Raw genomic sequence first — 20,104 nt, 5'->3', positions numbered from 1 at the left:
GGCGTGGTAGGCGTTGTGCCGTGGTTGGCGTTGCGGTGAGGGTTCGTCCTCGTTTTTTTTCTTTTTTTTTTTTTTTTTTTTTTTTTTTGTTCCTCCCCCCCCCCCCCCCCCCCCCCCCCACCGCTGTCGGCCAGCGGCTGGGAGCAGACCGCCGGTCACCCGCCCGCGCAGCCCTGCTGGCCGTACGCGAACGGGGAGTCACCCGTGCGGTCGACGGAGCGCCCGGCGCGAGCGCTTGCCGGTACGTCGGGTCACGAGCCACGCCCGAGGTACGGGAACGCTTCGAGGCGCTGCGGGCGGCTGGCACCAGCGGTGCAACTACGGGTGCCGTGCGGCCGGAAGCTGGCGTGCATGCGGATACTGGCGATGACAGAGACGGTGGCTCGGGCTCGGATGGTGACGTGCGGCGCAGAGACCTCCTACGCGGGGCGGCGATCAGCATCGCCGCCGCACCCAACGTCGCTCCGCTGTTCGATGCGCTCTTCTCGCCCGCACACTCGGACGGTGCGGCGCTGTCACTTCCGCAGTTCTCCCGGGCCGTCGCTGCAGCCAAGGTCGACTACCAGGCCTGCCGGTACGAGCGCGTACTCGACCGGCTCGTGACGCTGCTGCCGTCCCTCGAACCGGTGAAGTCGGGCGCTGAGCGCGAGCAGCGGTCACAGGTCGAGGTCCTGGCCGCCGACCTGTACCACGTCGTTGGCAGCGTCCTGCTCAAGGTGGGCGATCACGGCACGGCCCTGGTGGCGGCCAAGAGAAGCACCAGGGCCGCTGCCATGAGCCAGGACCCGGTGGCGATCGCCGCGAGCGCCCGGATCATGACGCACGCGCTGATGGGCAACGGTCACGACGCCCAGGCGGTGACCCTCGCCAGTGACGCGGCCGACTCGCTCGACCGGGACACCCGCCTCGCGTTGACCGATGCGGTGGCCGTCTACGGCGCCCTCGTTCTGCGAGGAGCCATCGCCGCCGCCCGTAGAGACGATCGGGACACCGCCCACGCGATGCTCGATGAGGCAACCCGCGCGGCGACCCGCCTCGGCTACGACGGCAACGACCGGTGGACCGGCTTCGGCGCCACCAATGTCCTGCTGCACCGGGTCAACATCGCGCTGACCCTGGGCGATGCCGGAACAGCCATCGCACTCGCCCGCACGGTTCCGCTGGAGAAAGTGACGCTGGCCGAGCGCAAGGCGTCCCTGTTCGTCGACGTGGCACGCGCCTACGCCCAGTGGGGCCGCTACGAGTACGGCCTCAGCGCGCTGCGCACCGCGTACGAGGTGGCGCCCGAGGAGATCCGCTGCCGACCAGTGGTCCAGCGCATCGCCGGCGACCTCGCCACGCTCACCAAGGGATCTGCCCGCACCGCCGCTGTCGGCTTCGCCCAAAGCGCCGGGATCCGGTTGTGACCGGCGGTCACCTCCAGATCGTCGTCTGCGGCGCCGGTCCGGCCGCCGAGGTAGCCCGGCTCGTCAAGGCCGCCCGGGAGCGATCCTGGACAGCGGCGATCACCGCCACGCCGAGCGCGATGGATTTCATCGAACCGCAGCCGCTCGAGAGTCTCACCGGTCATCCGGTCCGGTCGACGTACCGGTCGTCGCCCGGCACCCGCCGGTCGCTTCCGGCCACCGACGCCCTGGTCATCGCGCCCGCGACGTACAACTCGATCAACAAGATCGCTCTCGGTCTGGCCGACAACTACGCCATGACCTCGGTCGCCGAACTGATCGGCAGGCAGGTGCCGACCATCATCGTCCCGTTCGTGAACGCCGCCCTCGCCGCGCGGGCACCGTTCCGGCGCGCCGTGGCCAGCCTCCGTGACGAAGGGGTACGCCTCCTGCTCGGCCCCGACGACCAGTGGGAACCGCACCCGCCCGGCAGCGGCACCGAACGGCGGACAGCCTTCCCCTGGACGGTGGCGTTCGAGACAGCGGCCCAACTCGCTCACCAATCGGCCGCTTCCGGCCACGCCTGACCGCAAACGAACCGGCCGCCGTATCGCGCCAGCGCTGGCCTACCGCTCGTCGGCATCGTCGATCCGCAACAACCGCGGGACGCAGCGCCCACCGGTCTCCCGATGGTCCAACCCCTTACCCGAAAAGGGCTCCGACCCGGCAGAGGACTGCTTGGTCAGAGTCTTGATCGTTTGGTGCGCCGCCAGGGACTCGGACCCTGAACCCGCGGATCAGGTGTCGGCGGCGCCGCTGGACTTCGACGGCACCGCCCCGGCGATCCGGTCGACGGCCCCGGCAGGCGCCGAGGCCGTCGACCAGGCTCAGTGGATCATGACTGGCGTCGCGGCGGTGTGCTCGCCGCCGTCGCCCGGCGTCTCCTCCACCAGGGGCGACGCCTTGCGTCGACGTGGCAGGAAGGCGATCGGGATGAACGTGGCGATCACCAGCGCGAAACCCACCCAGAACGTGGTGGCGAACGAGTCGGCCACGAACTCCAGGCCGCGCTGGATCAGCGGCGCGGGCACCGGCAGTTGCGCGCCGTGCTGGTTGGCGATGGCCGCGGCGGCCTCCGTGACGGGCTTGCCGGTACGCGGGTCGGTGAACCCCGGGATCGGGGTCGAACCGTTCAACCGGCTGGTGAGGATCACCGACATGACCGCGGAGCCGACCGACCCACCGATCTGCTGGAGGATGTTCGTCAGCGTGGAGCCGCGTGCCACCTCCTGGTTGGTCAGCGTCCGCAACGCCGAGGTCATGATCGGCATCATCGTGCCGCCCATCCCGAGGCCCATCACGAACAGCGAACCACACAGCAGCAGGTACGAGGTGTCCGTGGTGACCTGCGTGAAGGTGAGGAAGCCGGCGGCGATGAGGGCCATCGCGAACGGCACGGTGCGCCCGACCGGGATCTTGTCGGCCAGCATGCCCGCGATCGGCATGGTGAGCATCGCGCCGATGCCCTGCGGGGCCATCAACAGGCCGGCGTGCAGCGTGGACTCGCCGCGCACCTGGAGGAAGTAGCTCGGGAACAGCAGGCCGGCGCCCATGAAGGCGATGATGAACACGAACAGCGAGACCGACGAGACGGTCAGGCTGCGGTTGCGGAACAGCCGCAGGTCGAGCAGCGGGTGCCGGGTCCGGAACGAGTACAGGACGAAGCCGATCACCAGGGCCGCGCCGACCAGCATCGTGGCCCAGACCTTGGTGGCGGTGATCGTGCCGGTTTCCGGCAGCGACGACACCCCGTAGAGGAACAGGGCCAGACCGGGCGAGAGCATCAGCATCCCGAGGAAGTCGAACGACTCGGAGGGCTCGGGGTTGTCCTTCGGCAGCGCGAAGAACGCGTACACCAGCGCGATGGCACCGATCGGCACGTTGATCAGGAAGACCCAGTGCCAGCTGGCGGCCTCGATCAACCAGCCACCGAGGATCGGTCCACCGATCGGGCCGAGCAGCATCGGGATGCCGAGCACGGCCATCAGCCGGCCGATCCGTTGGGGACCGGCCGCCCGGGTCATGATCGTCATGCCGAGTGGCATGAGCATGCCGCCACCCAGGCCCTGCAGCACCCGGAAGGTGACGAGTTGGCCGATCGAGTCCGCCGTGGCGCACAGCGCGGAGCCGAGGGTGAACAGCAGCAGGGCGAGCATGTACAGCCGCTTGGTGCCGAACCGGTCGGCGGCCCAGCCGCTGAGCGGGATCACCGTGGCCAGGGCCAGGGTGTAACCCGTCATGGTCCAGGCGACCTGGGCGTACGTGGCGTTGAACTCGGTCTGGAACGTCGGCAGCGCAACGCTGACGACCGTGATATCGAGAATTGACATGATCGCGCCGAGTACGACAACTCCGGCGATCTTGAGAACGGCGGCATCGAGTTTGTTCGGCGTCGCGGCGGCGTGTTCGGTCACATGACCCTCCAGGTCCAACTGCCGGCGGGGAGGTCGACATGGTGCCGGTCGAACGTGGAACGCAACCGTCGGGCGTGGGATCCGACCCGGAGGCGGCACAGCGGCGTCCCCCGTCGCCGCTACGCGCGCAAGAATGCCAGCGCACGCCGTCCGCACCACCATTGACCCGGTAATACGTGCGCTGTCTCACATTCGCCTCGACCCACCACCGACGGCACCGGTCCGGGCAACTCGCCGGCCCTTGTATCCTGTGCCGGGCAATCGACGCATTCGGTGACAGAGGAGCAGTGGGCGGACCAGCAGCGAGCAAGCCGCACGCGAGCAGCAAGGCAGCTGTCCTCGACGCGATCCGGGCGGCCGGCACGATCAGCCGGGTGGGCCTGATCAACGCCACCGGCTTCACCGCGCCCACCATCTCCACCCTGGTCCGCAAGCTGATCAACGAGGGTCTGGTCGTCGAGACCGGGCACGCCGAGTCGACCGGCGGCAAACGGCGGGTGCTGCTCCAACTCGACCACGCCGCCCGGTACGCGGTGGGGGTGCACCTGGACCACGGCGTCATGACGTACGTGCTGGCCAACCTCGCGGGGGTGGCGGTGGCCCGGATCTCCCGGCCCGGCGCCGGCGCCGAGGATCCCCCGGTCGTCCTCGCCCGGATCGCGGCCGAGATCGGGACGCTGATCGACAGCGTCGGCGTGGACCGCGACCGGGTGCTCGGCGTCGGCGTGGTCTTCCCGGGGCCGCTCGGTGCCCCTTCCGGACCGGCCCGGAACGCCGGTCACGTCGTCGCCGCCCGGCGGGCCGACACCCCGCACTTCGGCCTCGGCCCCGCCATGCGGCAGTGGGAGGGCTTCCCGCTGGGCCCGGCGCTGGAGCGGGCCACCGCACTGCCGGTGGTCCTGGACAACGACGCCACCGCCGCGGCACTGGGCGAGCACTGGGCCGGCGGTTTCGGCACGGCGACCGCCGCCGCGGCCCTCTACATGGGCAGCGAGATCGGCGCGGGCCTGGTCATCAACGGGATCACCTACCGGGGTCCGAGCGGCAACGCGGGCGAGCTCGGGCACGTCTGCGTGCACGCCGACGGGCCCGCCTGCTGGTGCGGGGCCCGAGGCTGCGTGGAGGCGATGGCCGGCCCGGCGGTGGTGGTCGCCGCCGGACGCGCGGACCGGGCGCTGGCCGAGGCGGTCGGGCTCCGGACCGGCACCGGACCGGCGTCGGTGGCCACCGACTTCGCCGCGATCAGCCGGGCCGCCCGCCGGGGCGAGCCCCGGGCGCTGGCCCTGCTGGAGCGGTCCGCCCGGTACGTCGCGACAGCCGCCCGCACCCTGGCCAACGTCATGGAACTTGAGGTTCTCGTCCTGACCGGGCCGAGCTTCGCCGTCGCCGGCTCGGTGTACCTTCCGGTCGTCCGTCAGGAGCTGCGCACGTTCTACTCCCGCTTCGCCCACCCGGTGGAGGTACGGCTGTCCCGGACCGCCGCGACGGCGTCCGCGGTCGGCGCCGCCGCCCTGGTGCTGGAGTCCGAGCTGGTCCCGTTGAGCCGGGGGCTGCGCGTGCCGGAGAACCTCGATCCCGAGCCCGTGCCGGTCACCGGACCGGCCGGCTGACCGGGCGTTGGCGACGGGATGAGTGTGACGAGCGCGGTGGGCCTGGTGCTCGCCCGTCCACCCCGGCTGCTCGGCGCCGAGCCGTTCTTCATGGAGTTCATCGCCGGCATCGAGGAGCGGCTCGCCGAGCACGGCCGGTCGGTGCTGCTGCACGTCGTCGCCGATCACGCCGCCGAGATCGCCGCCTACCGCCGGTGGGCCGCTCAGCGGCTCGTCGACGGCGTCGTACTGGTGAATCCCGCGGTCGACGACCCCCGGCCGGCCGTGCTGAGCGAGTTGCGGCTGCCCGTGGTGGTGGCGGGGGAACCGGTCGGCGCCGCCCCGGCCGTACGCCGGGACGACGTCGGATCCGTCCGGGCCGCGGTGGCCCACCTGGACGGGCTCGGACACCGCCGGATCGCGCGGGTCGCCGGCCCTGACACGCTGGTACACACCCGGACCCGCACCGCCGCCCTCGTGGCGGCCGCGAACTCGGCCGGAATCGACGCCGTCGTGGTCACCGGCGACTATTCGGAGGAGTCGGGCGCCCGGCAGACTGCCCTGCTGCTGGACCGGGACGAGCCGCCCAGCGCGATCATCTACGACAACGACCTGATGGCTGTCGCCGGTCTCAACCTCGCCCGGGAACGCGGTCTGCACATTCCGCGCGACCTCAGCCTGATCGCCTGGGACGACTCCAGCCTGTGCCGCCTGGCGTCTCCCCCGCTCACCACGATGAGCCTGGACGTCTACCTGTTCGGCGAGCTGGTGGCCGACTCGCTGCTCAGGGCCGTCGACGGGGAGGCGGTGGTGGAGCGCTGGTGCCCGACCGAGACCGTCGTCGTACGGGAGACCACCGCCGCACCCGGCGGGATTGTCGACTGACCCGCTCCCCACCCGACGGAACAGCTGGGCAAAGGCGCATCCGATGCGGTCGAACGCATCGACACTTGACTTAGTGAGATGGATAAACAAAGCTCTGGAAGCGCTCCCATCGATGATCGCCACACTCTCCTCGAAGGAGGTTCCCGAATGAGACGTCGTACCGCCCTGCTGGCCGCGGCCGCCACGGCGACCCTGGCCTCGGCCAGCCTGGCCGGGCTCACCTTTCCCGCCTCGGCCGCGGCCACCGGGTGCTCGGTCAGCTACGCCGTGCAGAGCCAGTGGACCGGTGGCTTCACCGCCAACGTTTCCGTCACCAACCTGGGCGCCGCCGTCAACGGCTGGACCCTGACCTTCGACTTCCCCAACGCCAGCCAGAAGGTCACCCAGGGCTGGAACGCCACCTGGTCCCAGACCGGCGCCAGCGTCTCGGCAGCCAACATGAGCTGGAACGGATCGCTGGGCACCGGCGGATCCACCGCGATCGGCTTCAACGGTTCGTGGAGCGACACCAACCCGGTACCGACCTCGTTCGCGCTCAACGGCACGACCTGCACCGGCGCGGTCACCAGCCCGACCGCCGGCCCGACCGGTTCGCCGACCGGTTCGCCGACCGCATCCCCCACGGCCTCTCCCACGGCCGCCCCGACCACCTCTCCGCCGCCCACCGGGCCCGCGCCGGCCCTGAAGGTCTCCGGCAACAAGCTGCTGACGGCGAGCGGGGCCACCTACCGGCTGCTCGGGGTGAACCGGTCCAGCGGTGAGTTCGCCTGCGTGCAGAGCAAGGGGATGTGGGACAGCGGTCCGGTGGACCAGGCGTCGATCAACGCGATGAAGACCTGGAACATCCGCGCCGTCCGGATCCCGCTCAACGAGGACTGCTGGCTGGGCCTGTCCGGCTCGCCCAGCGGGGCGGCGTACCAGCAGGCGGTCAAGGACTACGCGAACCTGCTGGTCGCCAACGGGATCAACCCGATCCTCGACCTGCACTGGACGCACGGTCAGTACACCGGCAACATCTCGGCCTGCTCCGACGCCAACGCCACCTGTCAGAAGCCGATGCCGAGCATGCAGTACACGCCGCAGTTCTGGACCGGCGTCGCCAACGCCTTCAAGGGCAACAACGCCGTGGTGTTCGATCTGTTCAACGAGCCCTACCCGGACGCGGCCGACAACTGGGCGAACGCGACCGCCGAGTGGAAGTGCCTGCGTGACGGTGGCACCTGCACCGGAATCAGCTACGAGGTGGCCGGCATGCAGGACCTGGTCGACGCCGTCCGGGCCACCGGTGCCGGCAACGTCCTCCTCGTCCCCGGGCTGACCTGGACCAACGATCTGCGGCAGTGGCTGACCTACAAGCCGACCGACCCGCTGAACAACATCGTGGCGTCCTGGCACTCGTACAACTTCAACGCCTGCGTCGACACGGCCTGCTGGGACAGCCAGATCGGGACCGTCGCCGCGCAGGTGCCGGTCCACGCCGGTGAGATCGGGCAGGACTCCTGCGCCCACGACTACATCGACAAGGTGATGGCCTGGCTCGACCAGCACCGCCTCGGGTACACGGCCTGGACCTGGAACCCGTGGGGATGCAGCGGCGGCAACGTCCTCATCCAGGACTACAACGGCACCCCGACCAGCACCTACGGTGAGGGCTACAAGGCACACCTGCTGGCCGTGACGCCGTAACCACGGTGACGCCGTAACCACAGTGGTATCGACCGCGTCCGCCGCCACCCCGCGGCGGACGCGGTCCTGCCAGACGCGGTCCTGCCAGACGCGGTCCTGCCAGACGCGGTCCTGCCAGACGCGGTCCCGTCGGGTTCACCGGTTTTCCGGCACTGACCCCTCGGCGGGCGGCGCCATGACCGGTTCCTGGGTGGCCGCCGGGCCCGCGCTCGGCGGGCGCAGCCGCAGGCCGTGCAGCCCGCCGTCGACGGCGAGCACCGCCCCGGTGGTGGCGGCGGCCAGCGGGCTGGCCAGGTAGGCGATCGCGGCGGCCACCTCGGTGGGCGAGACCAGCCGGCCGATGGGTTGACGCGCGCACAGGGCGGCGAATTCGGCCGCCGGGTCGGCGGCCGAGTCGAGCAACCGGCGCACCCAGGGGGTGTCGGCCGTGCCCGGGTTCACGCAGTTGACCCTGATCCCCTCGCGGACGTGATCGGCGGCCATGGCGAGGGTCAGGGCCTGGACGGCGCCCTTGGTGGCGCCGTAGAGCGCCCGGTCGGGCAGTCCGTCGGCCGCCGCGATCGAGCCGATGTTGACGATGGCCGCCGCGGACGAGGCGCGCAGGTACGGCAGGGCCGCCCGGGTCACCCGGACCACGCCCACCACGTTGACGTCGAACACCCGGTGCCACTCGTCGTCCGGGTTCGCCTCGACATTGCCCTGAGCGCCGATCCCGGCGTTGTTCACCAGTACGTCCAACCCGCCCAACCGCTCGGCGACGGTCGACACCGCCTCGTTGACCGAGTCGGCGTCCGTGACGTCGCACCGGACGGCCAGGATCGGGTCGGGCACCCCGGACGGGTCCAGGTCGAGGCAGGCGACGGCCGCTCCGCGCTCGGCGAGCAGTCGGGCGGTGGCCAGGCCGATTCCGGAGCCTGCTCCGGTCACCACGGCGGCCAACCCGGCGAAGTCCATCTGCACGGTGCTCCGATCCCGGCCCGCGCGGGGCCGTTCGGGTGGACGACGCCGGCCAGCGACCGGCGCTGGCGTTACGGCTCCCGCACCGTCTGCCGCTGGGTGCCGAGGCCGTCGATTTCCAACTCCAGCACGTCGCCGGCCCGCAGGTAGGGCTTCGGGTCGGGTTGGCCCAGCGCCACCCCCGCCGGGGTGCCCGTGTTGATCACATCGCCGGGTTCGAGAACCATGAACTGGCTGACGTAGCGGACGATCTCGGCGACACCGAAGATCATGTTCTGGGTGTTGCCGTCCTGGCGGCGGATTCCGTTGACGCTCAGCCGCAGGCCGAGTCGCTGCGGGTCGGGCACCTCGTCGGCGGTGACCAGCCAGGGTCCCAGCGGGTTGAAGGTCTCGCACGACTTGCCCTTGTCCCACTGGCCGCCGCGTTCGAGCTGGTACTCCCGTTCGGACAGGTCGTTGGCGATGGCGTAGCCCGCGACGCAGGCCAGCGCGGCGGCGTCACTGGTCAGGTACCGGGCGGTACGTCCGATGACGACCGCGAGCTCGACCTCCCAGTCGGTCTTGACGCTGCCCGGCGGCAACAGCACCGGATCGTTCGGTCCGACCATCGTGTTCGGGGCCTTCATGAACAGGATCGGCTCGGTCGGCGTCGCGGCGCCGGTCTCCGCCGCGTGGTCGGTGTAGTTCAGCCCGACACACACGATCTTGCCGGGACGGGCGATCGGCGCGCCGATCCGCGCGGTCGAGTCCGCCACGGGCGGCAGTTCGGCCCGGGCGAGCGCGGTGCGCACCGCCCCGAGATCACCGGCGAGAAAGTCCCCGTCGATCTCGGCCACCAGGCCGGAGAGGTCCACGAGTCGACCGTTGGCGTCCAGCCCCGCCGGCCGTTCCTGGCCGACCGCGCCCACGCGAAGTAGCTTCACTCGCCCACCCTGGTCGAAGATCGGATCCGTTGCCTAGTTTGTATAGTGCAGCGACCGAGGGGTTTCAAGAGCACCTCGCGTTCGCCCCGGCCTGGTCGGGCACGAAGAGTACGAACCATTTCGCCGCCGCGCCCGACCGCCGCGCGCCATCCACGGGCGTGGTGGGCATTGACTACCATCCGAGCGCGTGCCTACGATGCGGTCGACATCGAGGGATATGTATTACTTGCCGGGCCGATCCCTCCGACCGGGCACCACCCGTCCTCAGGGCAGCCGGGCGACGGTACGCGACCGCACCAGCGGTGGCACCCGTTCACGGCCGTCTCCCGTCCGCACCAGCCCGCCGGACGGTGGTGACCCGACCGGCATCACGCACCTTGGAACAGCCCGCCCGACACCCCGTAGATGTTAGCGATAACAGCCCGTCATCCGGACCGGTCTGGACGACGGTCGCCCGAACGGACGCAACGGGTCCATCGCATCCGCCCCCGCTGAAGGAGTCCCGCGCCATGCCAGCACTGAAACACCTGCTCCGCCGTCCACGAACGACGTTGGCGGCAGCGGCCGCCGTCGTCCTCGCCGCCACCGGCCTGGTGGCCACGACCGCCGGCCCGGCCCTGGCCGCCACCTCGATCACCATCAACGGTTCGTCGGGCGGCAAGACGTTCGACGGCGTGGGCGCGGTCAGTGGCGGCGGCGGCAACAGCCGGCTGCTGATCGACTATCCCGAGCCGCAGCGCGGCCAGATCCTCGACTACCTGTTCAAGCCCGGTTACGGTGCCGCCCTGCAGATCCTCAAGGTCGAGATGGGTGGTGACACCAACTCGACGAGTGGATCGGAGCCGAGCCACGAACACACCCGCGGTGACCTCAACTGCAACCGCGGCTACGAGTGGTGGATCATGGAGCAGGCCAAGGCCCGCAACCCCAACATCAAGTTGGCGGCGCTGCCCTGGGGTGCCCCGGGCTGGATCGGCAACGGCAACTTCATGTCCCAGGACATGATCAACTACTTCATCGACTGGCTGGGCTGCGCCAAGCAGCACAACCTGACCATGGACTACATCACCGCCGCGCAGAACGAGAAGCGGACCGACGCGAACTGGACCATCAGCCTGCGCCAGGCGCTCAACAACAACGGCTACTCCGGCGTGAAGATCATTTTCGGTGACTCCTGGCCCGGCGACTGGGGCCCGGCCAACACCGTCATCAACAACAACTCCCTCAAGGCCGCCATCGACGTGCTGTCCGGGCACTACCCCTGCGGCTACCTCGCCGCCCAGTCCAGCTGCACCGTGTCGGCCAACGCCACCAACTCCGGGGAAGCCCTGTGGGACAGCGAAGGCGGCTCCCAGGACTACAACGACGGCGCCAAGCCGCTGGCCCGGGGCATCAACCGCGGCTACATCGACGGCAAGATGGTCGCCTACCTGAACTGGGACCTGATCGCGGCGATCACCCCGAACATCCCGTGGTCCACCGTCGGTCTGATGCTGGCCAACCAGCCGTGGTCGGGCTGGTACTCGGTCGGCAAGGACAGCTGGGCCCTCGCGCACACCACCCAGTTCACCGCACCCGGGTGGAAGTACCTGGACTCGTCCAGCGGCTACATCGGCGGTAACCGCAACGCCGGCAGCTACGTGTCGCTGAAGTCGACGAACAACACCGACTACAGCACCATCATCGAGACCATGGACGCCGGCTCCGCCCAGCAGCTCAACTTCACCGTCGCCGGCGGGCTGTCCACCGGCCAGGTCCACGTCTGGGCGACCAACCTCAACTCCAACAACACGAACGACTTCTTCGTCCACAGCACCGACATCACCCCGTCGGGCAGCAACTACTCGCTGACCGTCCAGCCCGGGTACCTGTACAGCATCACCACCACCACCGGGCAGGGCAAGGGCACCGCCACCAGCCCCGCGCAGGGGTCCCTGAGCCTGCCCTACAGCGACGACTTCGACAGCTACGGCACCGGCAAGCTGCCGAAGTACCTCCAGGACATGCAGGGCGCCTTCGAGACCGTCGGCTGCGCCGCCGGGCGGACCGGCAACTGCCTGCGGCAGATGTCCGAGCAGGCCCCGATCACCTGGAAGACCCTCGCCGACCCGGCGACCTACGGCGGGAACCTGAACTGGGGCAACTACACCGTCTCCGCCGACGTCCTGCTCGAAAAGTCGGGCTACGCCCAGCTTGAGGGACACGTCGGCACGACAAACCTGGACCCGATCAGCCGTTACAACGGGTACTTCCTGCGGGTCACCGACGGTGGCGCGTGGTCGATCCTGCGTAACAACACCGCCGGACAGCTGACGACGCTGCGCAGCGGCAACGTCTCGGCGCTGGGCACCAACCGCTGGCACAGCCTGGCCCTGGCCTTCAACAGCGGCACCATCACGGCCACCATCGACGGCAGCACCGTGGGCAGCGCCAACGACTCCACGTTCGGCAGCGGACAGGTCGGCTTCGGCACCAGCCAGGGCGAGACCGCCCAGTTCGACAACCTGTCGGTGGTCGCGGGCGGCGGCGGCAACCCGGACCCGGGCGGCTCCACCACCCCGGTCCGCAACAACGCCGCCTCCCGCTGCCTGGACGTACCGGGCCAGGCGCAGACCAACGGCACCCAGGTGACGCTCTGGGACTGCAACAACGGCACCAACCAGCAGTGGACCCTCACCTCGGGCAAGCAGCTCCAGGTGTACGGCAGCAAGTGCCTGGACGCCAACGGCCAGGGCACCACCCCCGGCACCAAGGTGATCATCTGGGACTGCAACAACGGCACCAACCAGCAGTGGAACGCCAACTCCGACGGCACCATCACCGGCGTCCAGTCGGGCCTGTGCCTCGCCCCCAACGGCGGCGGCACCGCGAACAGCACGCCGATCGTGCTGGCCAGCTGCACCGGCGGCAACGACCAGAAGTGGACCCGCAACTGAGCCACTGACCGGCCCCGAGCCGGACTGATCAGCCACCCCACGCCGGCCGGACGTCACCAACGTCCGGCCGGCGTGTCGGTTCCGGCGTCGACCCTCGCCGCCACGACGATCCGCCCCCCGATCGCCACCGGCCGCCGATGGTTTCCCGGCCTCCGGGAGCCCGACGAGGCCGGTGGTGTTCACATTGGTGAGTCAATTTCGTGACCTTGGCCGATCGAATTCTTGTTTAACATCGTGGCGGCCGTGCGGTGTGGACAAACGCGGCGCGACAAGCGCGGTACGGAGAATCGACTCCAGGAGAGCAATGAGCGGGGATCCCTTCGGTGACTGGTACGACGCGGCGGGAGTTCGGGCCGGGGTCCGGCGCGTGCTCGGTGAGGAGACCGACAACGGGTTGGTCTACTTCCCCGCCCGACTGGTGCCCTACCTGGACCACGAGCTGGTCGCAGCCCGGGGACCGGCCGTCCGGCACGCGTTGATCGTCCGGCATCTCTACCAGTTTCTGCTGGCCACGACCCATCTGGAGACCCGGGTGGTGAACCGTGGCGCGGAGCGGATCGCCAACAACCGGATCGGGGTGCAGGTCCCCCACCCGATGCGGCTGGACGCCTTCCGGGTCTACTGCGACGAGGGTTACCACGCCCTGTACAGCCTCGACCTGGCCGACCAGGTCGCGGAGATGACGAATATACCGGTACCGGACTGGGATTTCGGCGGCTTTGCCGACCGGCTGGACGCCAGTGCCGAACGGCTGTTACCCGGCGAACCGGTGCTCGCCCAATTGTTACAGGTGGTCGTCTTCGAAACGTTAATCACCGCCGTACTTAACGAAGTACCCAATGATTCGACGGTGGTGTCCACGGTGCGCGAGTTGACCCGGGACCACGCCCGGGACGAGGGCCGCCACCACCGGTTCTTCGCCGGTTTCTTCCACGAGTTGTGGACCGGGCTGGACACCGGGTTGCGGGCCCGCGCGGCACTGGCCCTGCCCGCGTTCATCGCCGACTGCCTGCGCTGGGACCTGAACCCGGTGAGCCGGTCCCTGGAACTCGCCGGACTGGCTCCGGGTGAGGTGCGGGACGTGCTCGCCGACTCCTTCGGCGGCACCCAGCGGATCCGCGAGAACGCCGCCGCGACGGTACGGATGTGCCGGTCGGCGGGGGTCCTCGACGTGCCCGGAGCCGTGGAGGCGTTCGCCACCGCGGGGCTCATCGATGGTTAGCCCGGACGCCGTACAGGTGCGGACGGCCGCCAACTACGGCGAATACCTGCGGCTGGACGAGCTGCTCACGCTCCAGCACCCACTGGCCGAGCCGTCCGCCCACGACGAGCTGCTGTTCATCGTCGTCCACCAGGCGTACGAGTTGTGGTTCCGGCTGCTGCTGCACGAGCTGACCACCGTCCGGGACGCCATGCTGGCCGGTGAGGTCGACCGCCCGCGCCTGCTGCTGGAGCGGTGCCGGGTCATCGAACGGCAGCTGATCGCCCAGTTCGACGTGCTGGACACGATGTCGCCGCGCGGCTTCGCCGAGTTCCGTGGGGCGCTCGGAACGGCCTCGGGCTTCCAGTCCAGCCAGTTCCGGGCGATCGAGTTCCTCTCCGGACGCAAGGACGCCCGCTTCGTCGTCGGGCTCCGTGACCGCAGCGACGCCGAGCAGCTCAACCTGCTGCGGTACCTGCGCGAGCCGAGCCTGTGGGACGGGTTCCTCGCCGCGCTCGGTGCCGCCGGGTTCGACGTCCACGATCCGGCGCGGCGCCGGGCCGCGCTGCTCGCCGTCGCCACCGGGGAGGAGCACCACGCGCTGTGGCGGCTCGCGGAGGGGCTGATCGACCACGACCAGGCGTGGACGCTGTGGCGCAGCCGGCACGCGCTGGTGGTCGAGCGGCAGATCGGTACCAAGATCGGCACCGGCGGCAGCACCGGGGTCCGGTATCTCCGGTCCCGCGCCCATGATCATTTCTTTCCCGAGTTGTGGGAGGTACGCGAGCGGTTATGACTGGCCGACATGTTCTGATCACCGGCGGATCGTCCGGGATCGGGCGGGCCGCGGTCCGCCACTTCGCCGTCGCCGGCGACACCGTGTGGTTCACCTACCGCAACGGCGCGGTCCGGGCCAAGGCGCTGCTCGACGAGCTCGCCAGCGAAGGACTGGAGGTGACCGCGTTCGAGTTCAGCCAGGGCGACTGGGACAGCCACGAGCAGCTGTTGGCGGACCTGCCCGGCCCGGTCGACGTGCTGATCAACAACGCGGCGGTCGGCTCCAAGACGGTCGAGGGATACGAGGCCGGACCGGCGCACGAGCGGGCCGCGGCGATGCTGCGGATCAACAGCGTGGGCCCGCTGTGGCTCACCCAGCGCCTGCTTCCGGCCATGCTGGAACGCGGGTACGGCAAGATCGTCAATGTGGCCAGCGTCGGTGGCGGGGTGGCCACGTTCCCCGACTTCGACCCGGCCGACGGCATGAGCAAGGCGGCGCTGGTGCAGCTGTCCCGGCAGCTCGCCGTGGAGCTGGTGCACGCGCCGGTGGATGTGTTCGCCGTCTGCCCGGGGGCGGTGGACACCAACATGCTGGGTGCCAGCACCCTGGACCGGATGGCGGCCGACACCCGCCGGTCCTTCGAGGCACGGCTGCCGAAGGGCCGGCTGATCGAGCCGGACGAGGTGGCGAGGCTGATCGGTTGGCTGTGTACCGACGACGCCGCCGCGCTGCACGGCGCGGTGCTGGACGCCTCCCTCGGTCTCGGCCTCGCCCCGGGCCTGTTCCAGCCGGTGGCCGGCTGATGGTTTCCCGACAGGCGGGCCGGCTGGTCGCGGAAACCCCGGCGATCGCGACCGCACACTTCGCCGCCGAGGCGGATCCATATCATCCCGTGGACAACCCGGGCGGGTACGTGAACCTGGGCACCGCCGAGAACCGGCTGCTCTGGGACCTGCTGGCCCCGCGGCTGCGGGCCGCCCGGCCGGTGACCGCGGCCGACACCCGGTACGCCCCGCTGCACGGCACCCAACGGATGCGCGACAGCCTCGCCGGCTTCCTCACCCGTACCCGGGGGGTGCCGGTCGATCCGGCCGACCTGGTGGTGGTCAGCGGCGTCACCACCGCGCTGGACGTCATCGCCACCGTGCTCTGCGACCCGGGCGAGGCGATCGCGGTGCCGGCGCCCTACTACGGCGCGTTGGACACCGACCTGACCGGCCGGTCGGGGGCCCGGCTGGTCCCGGCCGACCCGGCGCCCGGTGCCGGGCCGGTGGCCGGGCCGGACGCCGTCGCCACGGCGGTCCGGCAGGCGCGGGCCGGCGGGACCATCGTGCGGGCGCTGGTGCTCACCTCGCCGCACAACCCGCTCGGGCTGACCTATCCGGCGGCGGACCTGGTGGCGATGGCCCGCGTCTGCGCCGAACTCGACCTGGACCTGGTGGTCGACGAGATCTACGCCAACTCGGTGTTCGGCACCGACCCGTTCGCCAGCGCGCTGACGTTGCCGGCCGAGGTCATCGATCCGGATCGGGTCCACGTCATCTGGGGCTTCGCCAAGGACTTCGGGTTGCCCGGGTTCAAGGTGGGAGTGCTGCACACCCGGGCCGGAGCGGTCGGCGCGGCGGCCCGGGAACTGGCCTACTTCGCACCGGTCTCCACCGACACCCAGGGCTGGCTGGCCGACCTGCTCGACGACAAGGACTGGGTGACGGACTTCCTGGCCACCCACCGGGACCGGCTGGCCACCTCGTACGCGCACACCACCGGGCAACTCGACGCGCACGGGATCGGTTACCTGCCGGCCCGGGCCGGCCTCTCGGTCTGGGTCGACCTGCGTCCGTGGCTGCCGCCCGGTCCGCGTCCGGAGCGGGCGCTCTGGCAGCGCCTGTTCGACCAGGGTCGGGTCAGCGTGGCGCCCGGGGAGGTGTTCCACTGCCCGGAACCCGGCTGGTTCCGGCTGTGCCACACGGTCGGCGCCGAGCACCTGACCGAGGGGATCCGCCGGTTGCGTCGGGTGCTGCGCTGACCGCCGGCCGGTGGCGGTGGGGCCCGGTCGGGGTCCCACCGCCACCGGCGGAAATCCAGCTATTGACCCAGGGTCACCTTCAGGATCTTCTCGTTGCTGTTGTTCGGGGTGCTGTCCTTGTCCCCGCCGGTGCTGGTGGTCAACCACAGGTTCCCGTCGCCGCTCGGCTCGACGGTGCGCAGCCGGAAGTACGTGCCGACGAAGTACTGCTGGATGTTCGTCAGCGTGTTGCCGCTGATCTCGGCCCGGTACATCCGGTTGCCGCGCAGGCAGGCGATGTAGAGCGCGTCCCGGACGATGGCGATGCCGCTACAGGAGGCCTCGGCGACCGGGTACGTGTGGATCGGCGCCGTGAAGCCGTGGTTGGCGCAGTCCCCGGTCGTCCCCTCGCAGGTCGGCCACCCGTAGTTGCCGCCCTTGACGATGATGTTGGTCTCGTCCATGACGTTGTTGCCGAACTCCTGCTCGAAGAGCCGGCCCTGGGAGTCGAACGCCAGCCCCTGCACGTTGCGGTGTCCGTAGCTCCAGACGACGTTGCCGAACGGGTTGTCCGCCGGCACGGTCCCGTCGGGGCTGACCCGCAACACCTTGCCGCCCAGGTCGTTCACGTCCTGGGCCCGGTCGGGGCTCTGTCCGTCGCCGGTTCCGGCGTACAGCATGCCGTCCGGGCCGAAGCGCAACCGCCCGCCGTTGTGGTACTTGTTCCGCGGGATGCCGGTGACCAGCACCTGCTCGGTGTCGGTGCGCAGCGTGTCCTCGTAGCGGATCCGGACGATCCGGTTGTCGGTCACCGTGGTGTGGTAGATGTACAGCCAGTGGTCGGTGCTGAAGTTGGCCGACACGGCCAGGCCGAGCACGCCGCCCTCGCCGTTCGTTCCGGCGGCGTTCGGCACCGTGCCGATGCTGTGCTTGTCGCTACCGTCGGCCTTCATGGCGACGATGTCGAACAGGTCGCGGCGGCCGTACAGCACGGTGTGGTCGGGCAGTTCGACCAGCCCCCAGGGCAGGTCCCGTTCGGTGGTCACCACCGTCGTGCCGCAGACGGCGCTGGTGCAGCCCGATCCGGTGTGTACGGTCACCGCCGCGCTCGCCGTCGAGAGGTTGCCCTGGGCGTCGCGGGCCACGACGGTGTAGCGGTAGTCGGTGTCGGCGGTCAGGCCGGTGTCGGTGAACCGGGTCGGCGGCGGGTTGCTGGCCGTACCGGAGACCGAGCCGACCGTCGCGCCGTTGCGCAGGATGTTGTATCCGGTGACCGCGACGTTGTCGGTGGCGGCCGACCAGGTCAGGGTGACGTCCGTGCCGTTGGCGGTCCCGGCCAGGTTGCCGGGCGTGCTGGGCGGCTGGGTGTCCTGCTGGCAGAACGGCGCGGTGACGGTCAGCGTGCTGCTGGCCTGTGACACGTTGCCGGCGGCGTCGCGGGCGTTGACGTACCAGCCCCAGGTGGCGCCCTGCACGACGTTGAGCGTGGCGGTCAGCGTTCGGCCCGACACCGCCGTGACGTGCTGCCCGTCGTGGTAGATGTCGTAGTACGCCACCCCGACGTTGTCCCGGGACGCGGACCAGGTGAGCGTGATCGACTGGCAGCTCAGCCGGGTGCTGCGGAGATTCGTCGGTCGGCTCGGTGGGGTGGTGTCGGCGGCGAGCCCGGCGGCTCGGGCCGACCGTGCCGGGCCGGTGGCCCCCGGCTCGGGCGCCGCCGCGTCGGCCGGGGCAGCGGTGAGGATGGCGCAGACGCTGGTCAGCAGGGCGCAGGCGCCCAGGAGGCTGGGTCGGCGAGGGCTGGTCCGCACGCGATACGTCCCTTCGGGTCGAGATACTGGTCAGTACGGATAACCGGGTACGTTGAGCCGCACGCGGTACAGCCCGGAGTCGTTCCTCGGGCCGGAGGTGATGTAGAGGGTCTGCCGGTCCGGGTCCCCGAACGCCACGTTCGTGGTGCCGGAGCCGGCCCGGATCGTGCCAAGCTGCGTGCCGGCGGGCGAGTACACGTGGACCAGGCCGTCGAAGCCCGAGGCCCAGTAGACGTTTCCGGCGCAGTCGATCGTGACGCCGTCGGGTCCGCCGATCTGCCGGACGAACACGCTGCGGGCCCCGGTGCTGCCGTCGGGCTGTACGGGATACCGGTAGATCCTGTTCTCGGAGTAGGCGGCCACGTAGAGGGTGGTCCCGTCCGGCGAGAGCGCGATGCCGTTGGGCTGCCGCAGCGTGTCGTCGACCAGCGAGACCTGCCCGGCCGAGACGCGGAAGACGCCCGTACGCCCGTTCATCTGGTCGGGCCGGTTGCCGCGCTGGAAGTTGGGATCGGTGAAGTAGACGACTCCGTCCGAGCGGACCGCCACGTCGTTGGGTGAGTTGAACGCCCGGCCCTGGTAGTTCGGCGCGACGACGTCGCGACTCAGGTCACTGAGCCGGTACGCCGAGACGTTGCGCTGGTCGTGCGTGGCGGCGATGATCTGCTGCCCGTCGGCGCTGAGCGCCAGCCCGTTGCTGCCGGAGTTGGGGAGGAACGTGTCGAACGTCGCCGGCGGGGTGAACCGGCGGATCGTCGATGGCTGGACGCCCTCCGGCCCGGTGGCCGCGGCCATGTCGGACATCAGCAGGTACCCGCCGTCGGCGACCCAGACCGGACCCTCCAGGAAGGAGAACCCGCCCTGGATCTTCGTGGCGGTGACCGAGGTCGCCGGAAGCGGCGGGCCGTAGCCGGTGCCGGCCGGACAGGCACCGGGCGGGGCGCCGGGCGGGGTGGCCGCGATCCCGGGGACCCGGACCGACGCGGTGTGAGCGATAACATCACGCGCGTCGGCGGCCTTCGAGGACACACCGGCGGTACCGACCGGGGCGGCGGCGGCCGGGACGGTGGCGGAGCCGATGGCGAGGCAGAGGCCGGTCAGCGCGGCGGCGGTTGGACGCCAGGTCATGCGGGTACTCCAATCGGCGAGCGACCGCCGTGATCGGTGGTCGCGGTGGTGACCCGGGCGGCGCGGTCAATGGCGACACCGGGGCACCCAACCCGGGCCCATCGGCCCGCGCCGCCGATCCGAACGGTGGACACGGAAACAACTATAAGACGCTTGTCAATGCGTCGATCGGTCTGATGATTGACCGTACACGATGCATATCGGTTCTGCCCGGGGACTGGATCCGACCGACGACACCGACGTCCGGCCCTCGGCGGCGACGCCTCCGCGACCGATCGACACACCGGACGCGACCGGACCGGCGAACGCCCGACGTAGCCCCGCACAACGGCGGACGCCCGGCTCA

General features: G+C 70.4%; 15 protein-coding genes. 10 read left to right on the top strand and 5 right to left on the bottom strand.

Features of this window, described 5'->3' with window-relative positions:
• Positions 1–86 precede the first annotated feature (86 nt).
• Complete coding sequence (locus ACXN5W_RS16925) at positions 87–1,406, top strand: hypothetical protein (protein WP_473159266.1); 1,320 nt, start codon at positions 87–89, stop codon at positions 1,404–1,406.
• Positions 1,403–1,972, top strand: a complete 570-nt coding sequence (locus ACXN5W_RS16920; RefSeq protein WP_473159263.1) for a flavoprotein — start codon at positions 1,403–1,405, stop codon at positions 1,970–1,972. The genes ACXN5W_RS16925 and ACXN5W_RS16920 overlap by 4 nt, the downstream gene beginning before the upstream one ends.
• 300 nt (positions 1,973–2,272) lie before the next feature.
• Here the strand turns inward: ACXN5W_RS16920 and ACXN5W_RS16915 are convergent, their stop codons facing one another.
• The gene (locus ACXN5W_RS16915; protein ID WP_473159262.1) at positions 2,273–3,859 is read right to left on the bottom strand and encodes a DHA2 family efflux MFS transporter permease subunit; all 1,587 of its coding nucleotides are present in this window, start codon (positions 3,857–3,859) and stop codon (positions 2,273–2,275) included.
• Between the two features lie 287 nt (positions 3,860–4,146).
• Between ACXN5W_RS16915 and ACXN5W_RS16910 the strand changes: the two genes are divergently transcribed.
• The 3 genes from ACXN5W_RS16910 (at position 4,147) to ACXN5W_RS16900 (ending at position 8,019) form a co-directional block, all read left to right on the top strand.
• Positions 4,147–5,469, top strand: coding sequence for an ROK family transcriptional regulator (locus ACXN5W_RS16910; protein ID WP_473159261.1), 1,323 nt, complete (start codon positions 4,147–4,149; stop codon positions 5,467–5,469).
• An 18-nt stretch (positions 5,470–5,487) separates the two neighbouring features.
• On the top strand, positions 5,488–6,333 hold the full coding sequence (locus ACXN5W_RS16905) for a LacI family DNA-binding transcriptional regulator (protein ID WP_473159260.1): 846 nt from the start codon (positions 5,488–5,490) through the stop codon (positions 6,331–6,333).
• Positions 6,334–6,480: 147 nt separating this feature from the next.
• On the top strand, positions 6,481–8,019 hold the full coding sequence (locus tag ACXN5W_RS16900; protein WP_473159259.1) for a cellulase family glycosylhydrolase: 1,539 nt from the start codon (positions 6,481–6,483) through the stop codon (positions 8,017–8,019).
• Between the two features lie 135 nt (positions 8,020–8,154).
• Here ACXN5W_RS16900 and ACXN5W_RS16895 read toward each other — a convergent pair whose 3' ends face one another.
• Positions 8,155–8,973, bottom strand: a complete 819-nt coding sequence (locus ACXN5W_RS16895) for an SDR family NAD(P)-dependent oxidoreductase (protein ID WP_473159265.1) — start codon at positions 8,971–8,973, stop codon at positions 8,155–8,157.
• A 74-nt stretch (positions 8,974–9,047) separates the two neighbouring features.
• Complete coding sequence (locus tag ACXN5W_RS16890) at positions 9,048–9,899, bottom strand: fumarylacetoacetate hydrolase family protein (protein WP_473159258.1); 852 nt, start codon at positions 9,897–9,899, stop codon at positions 9,048–9,050.
• Positions 9,900–10,408: 509 nt separating this feature from the next.
• Between ACXN5W_RS16890 and ACXN5W_RS16885 the strand changes: the two genes are divergently transcribed.
• The 5 genes from ACXN5W_RS16885 (at position 10,409) to ACXN5W_RS16865 (ending at position 16,840) form a co-directional block, all read left to right on the top strand.
• Entirely contained in the window at positions 10,409–12,835 is a 2,427-nt protein-coding gene (locus tag ACXN5W_RS16885; RefSeq protein WP_473159257.1) for a ricin-type beta-trefoil lectin domain protein, read from the top strand.
• A 304-nt stretch (positions 12,836–13,139) separates the two neighbouring features.
• A complete protein-coding gene (locus ACXN5W_RS16880; protein WP_473159256.1) occupies positions 13,140–14,057 on the top strand; it encodes a diiron oxygenase in 918 nt (305 codons plus the stop codon).
• On the top strand, positions 14,050–14,832 hold the full coding sequence (locus tag ACXN5W_RS16875; protein ID WP_473159255.1) for a tryptophan 2,3-dioxygenase: 783 nt from the start codon (positions 14,050–14,052) through the stop codon (positions 14,830–14,832). The genes ACXN5W_RS16880 and ACXN5W_RS16875 overlap by 8 nt, the downstream gene beginning before the upstream one ends.
• Positions 14,829–15,617, top strand: a complete 789-nt coding sequence (locus tag ACXN5W_RS16870) for an SDR family NAD(P)-dependent oxidoreductase (RefSeq protein ID WP_473159254.1) — start codon at positions 14,829–14,831, stop codon at positions 15,615–15,617. Before ACXN5W_RS16875 ends, ACXN5W_RS16870 begins: the two co-directional genes overlap by 4 nt.
• A complete protein-coding gene (locus tag ACXN5W_RS16865) occupies positions 15,617–16,840 on the top strand; it encodes an aminotransferase class I/II-fold pyridoxal phosphate-dependent enzyme (RefSeq protein WP_473159253.1) in 1,224 nt (407 codons plus the stop codon). The genes ACXN5W_RS16870 and ACXN5W_RS16865 overlap by 1 nt, the downstream gene beginning before the upstream one ends.
• Positions 16,841–16,899: 59 nt before the next feature.
• On the opposite strand, the gene ACXN5W_RS16860 is transcribed toward ACXN5W_RS16865, so the two are convergent.
• Positions 16,900–18,630 carry a PQQ-dependent sugar dehydrogenase gene (locus tag ACXN5W_RS16860; protein WP_473159252.1) on the bottom strand — a complete coding sequence of 577 codons (1,731 nt, stop codon included), beginning with the start codon at positions 18,628–18,630 and terminating at the stop codon, positions 16,900–16,902.
• A gap of 30 nt (positions 18,631–18,660) precedes the next feature.
• Positions 18,661–19,758: an SMP-30/gluconolactonase/LRE family protein gene (locus ACXN5W_RS16855; RefSeq protein WP_473159251.1), complete on the bottom strand. Its 1,098-nt coding sequence runs from the start codon at positions 19,756–19,758 to the stop codon at positions 18,661–18,663.
• Positions 19,759–20,104: the final 346 nt, after the last annotated feature.

The sequence above is a fragment of the Plantactinospora sp. A48 genome, assembly GCF_055793945.1.
Note: the sequence above shows the minus strand (reverse complement) of the source record. Positions and strands in the feature narration are given on the sequence as shown.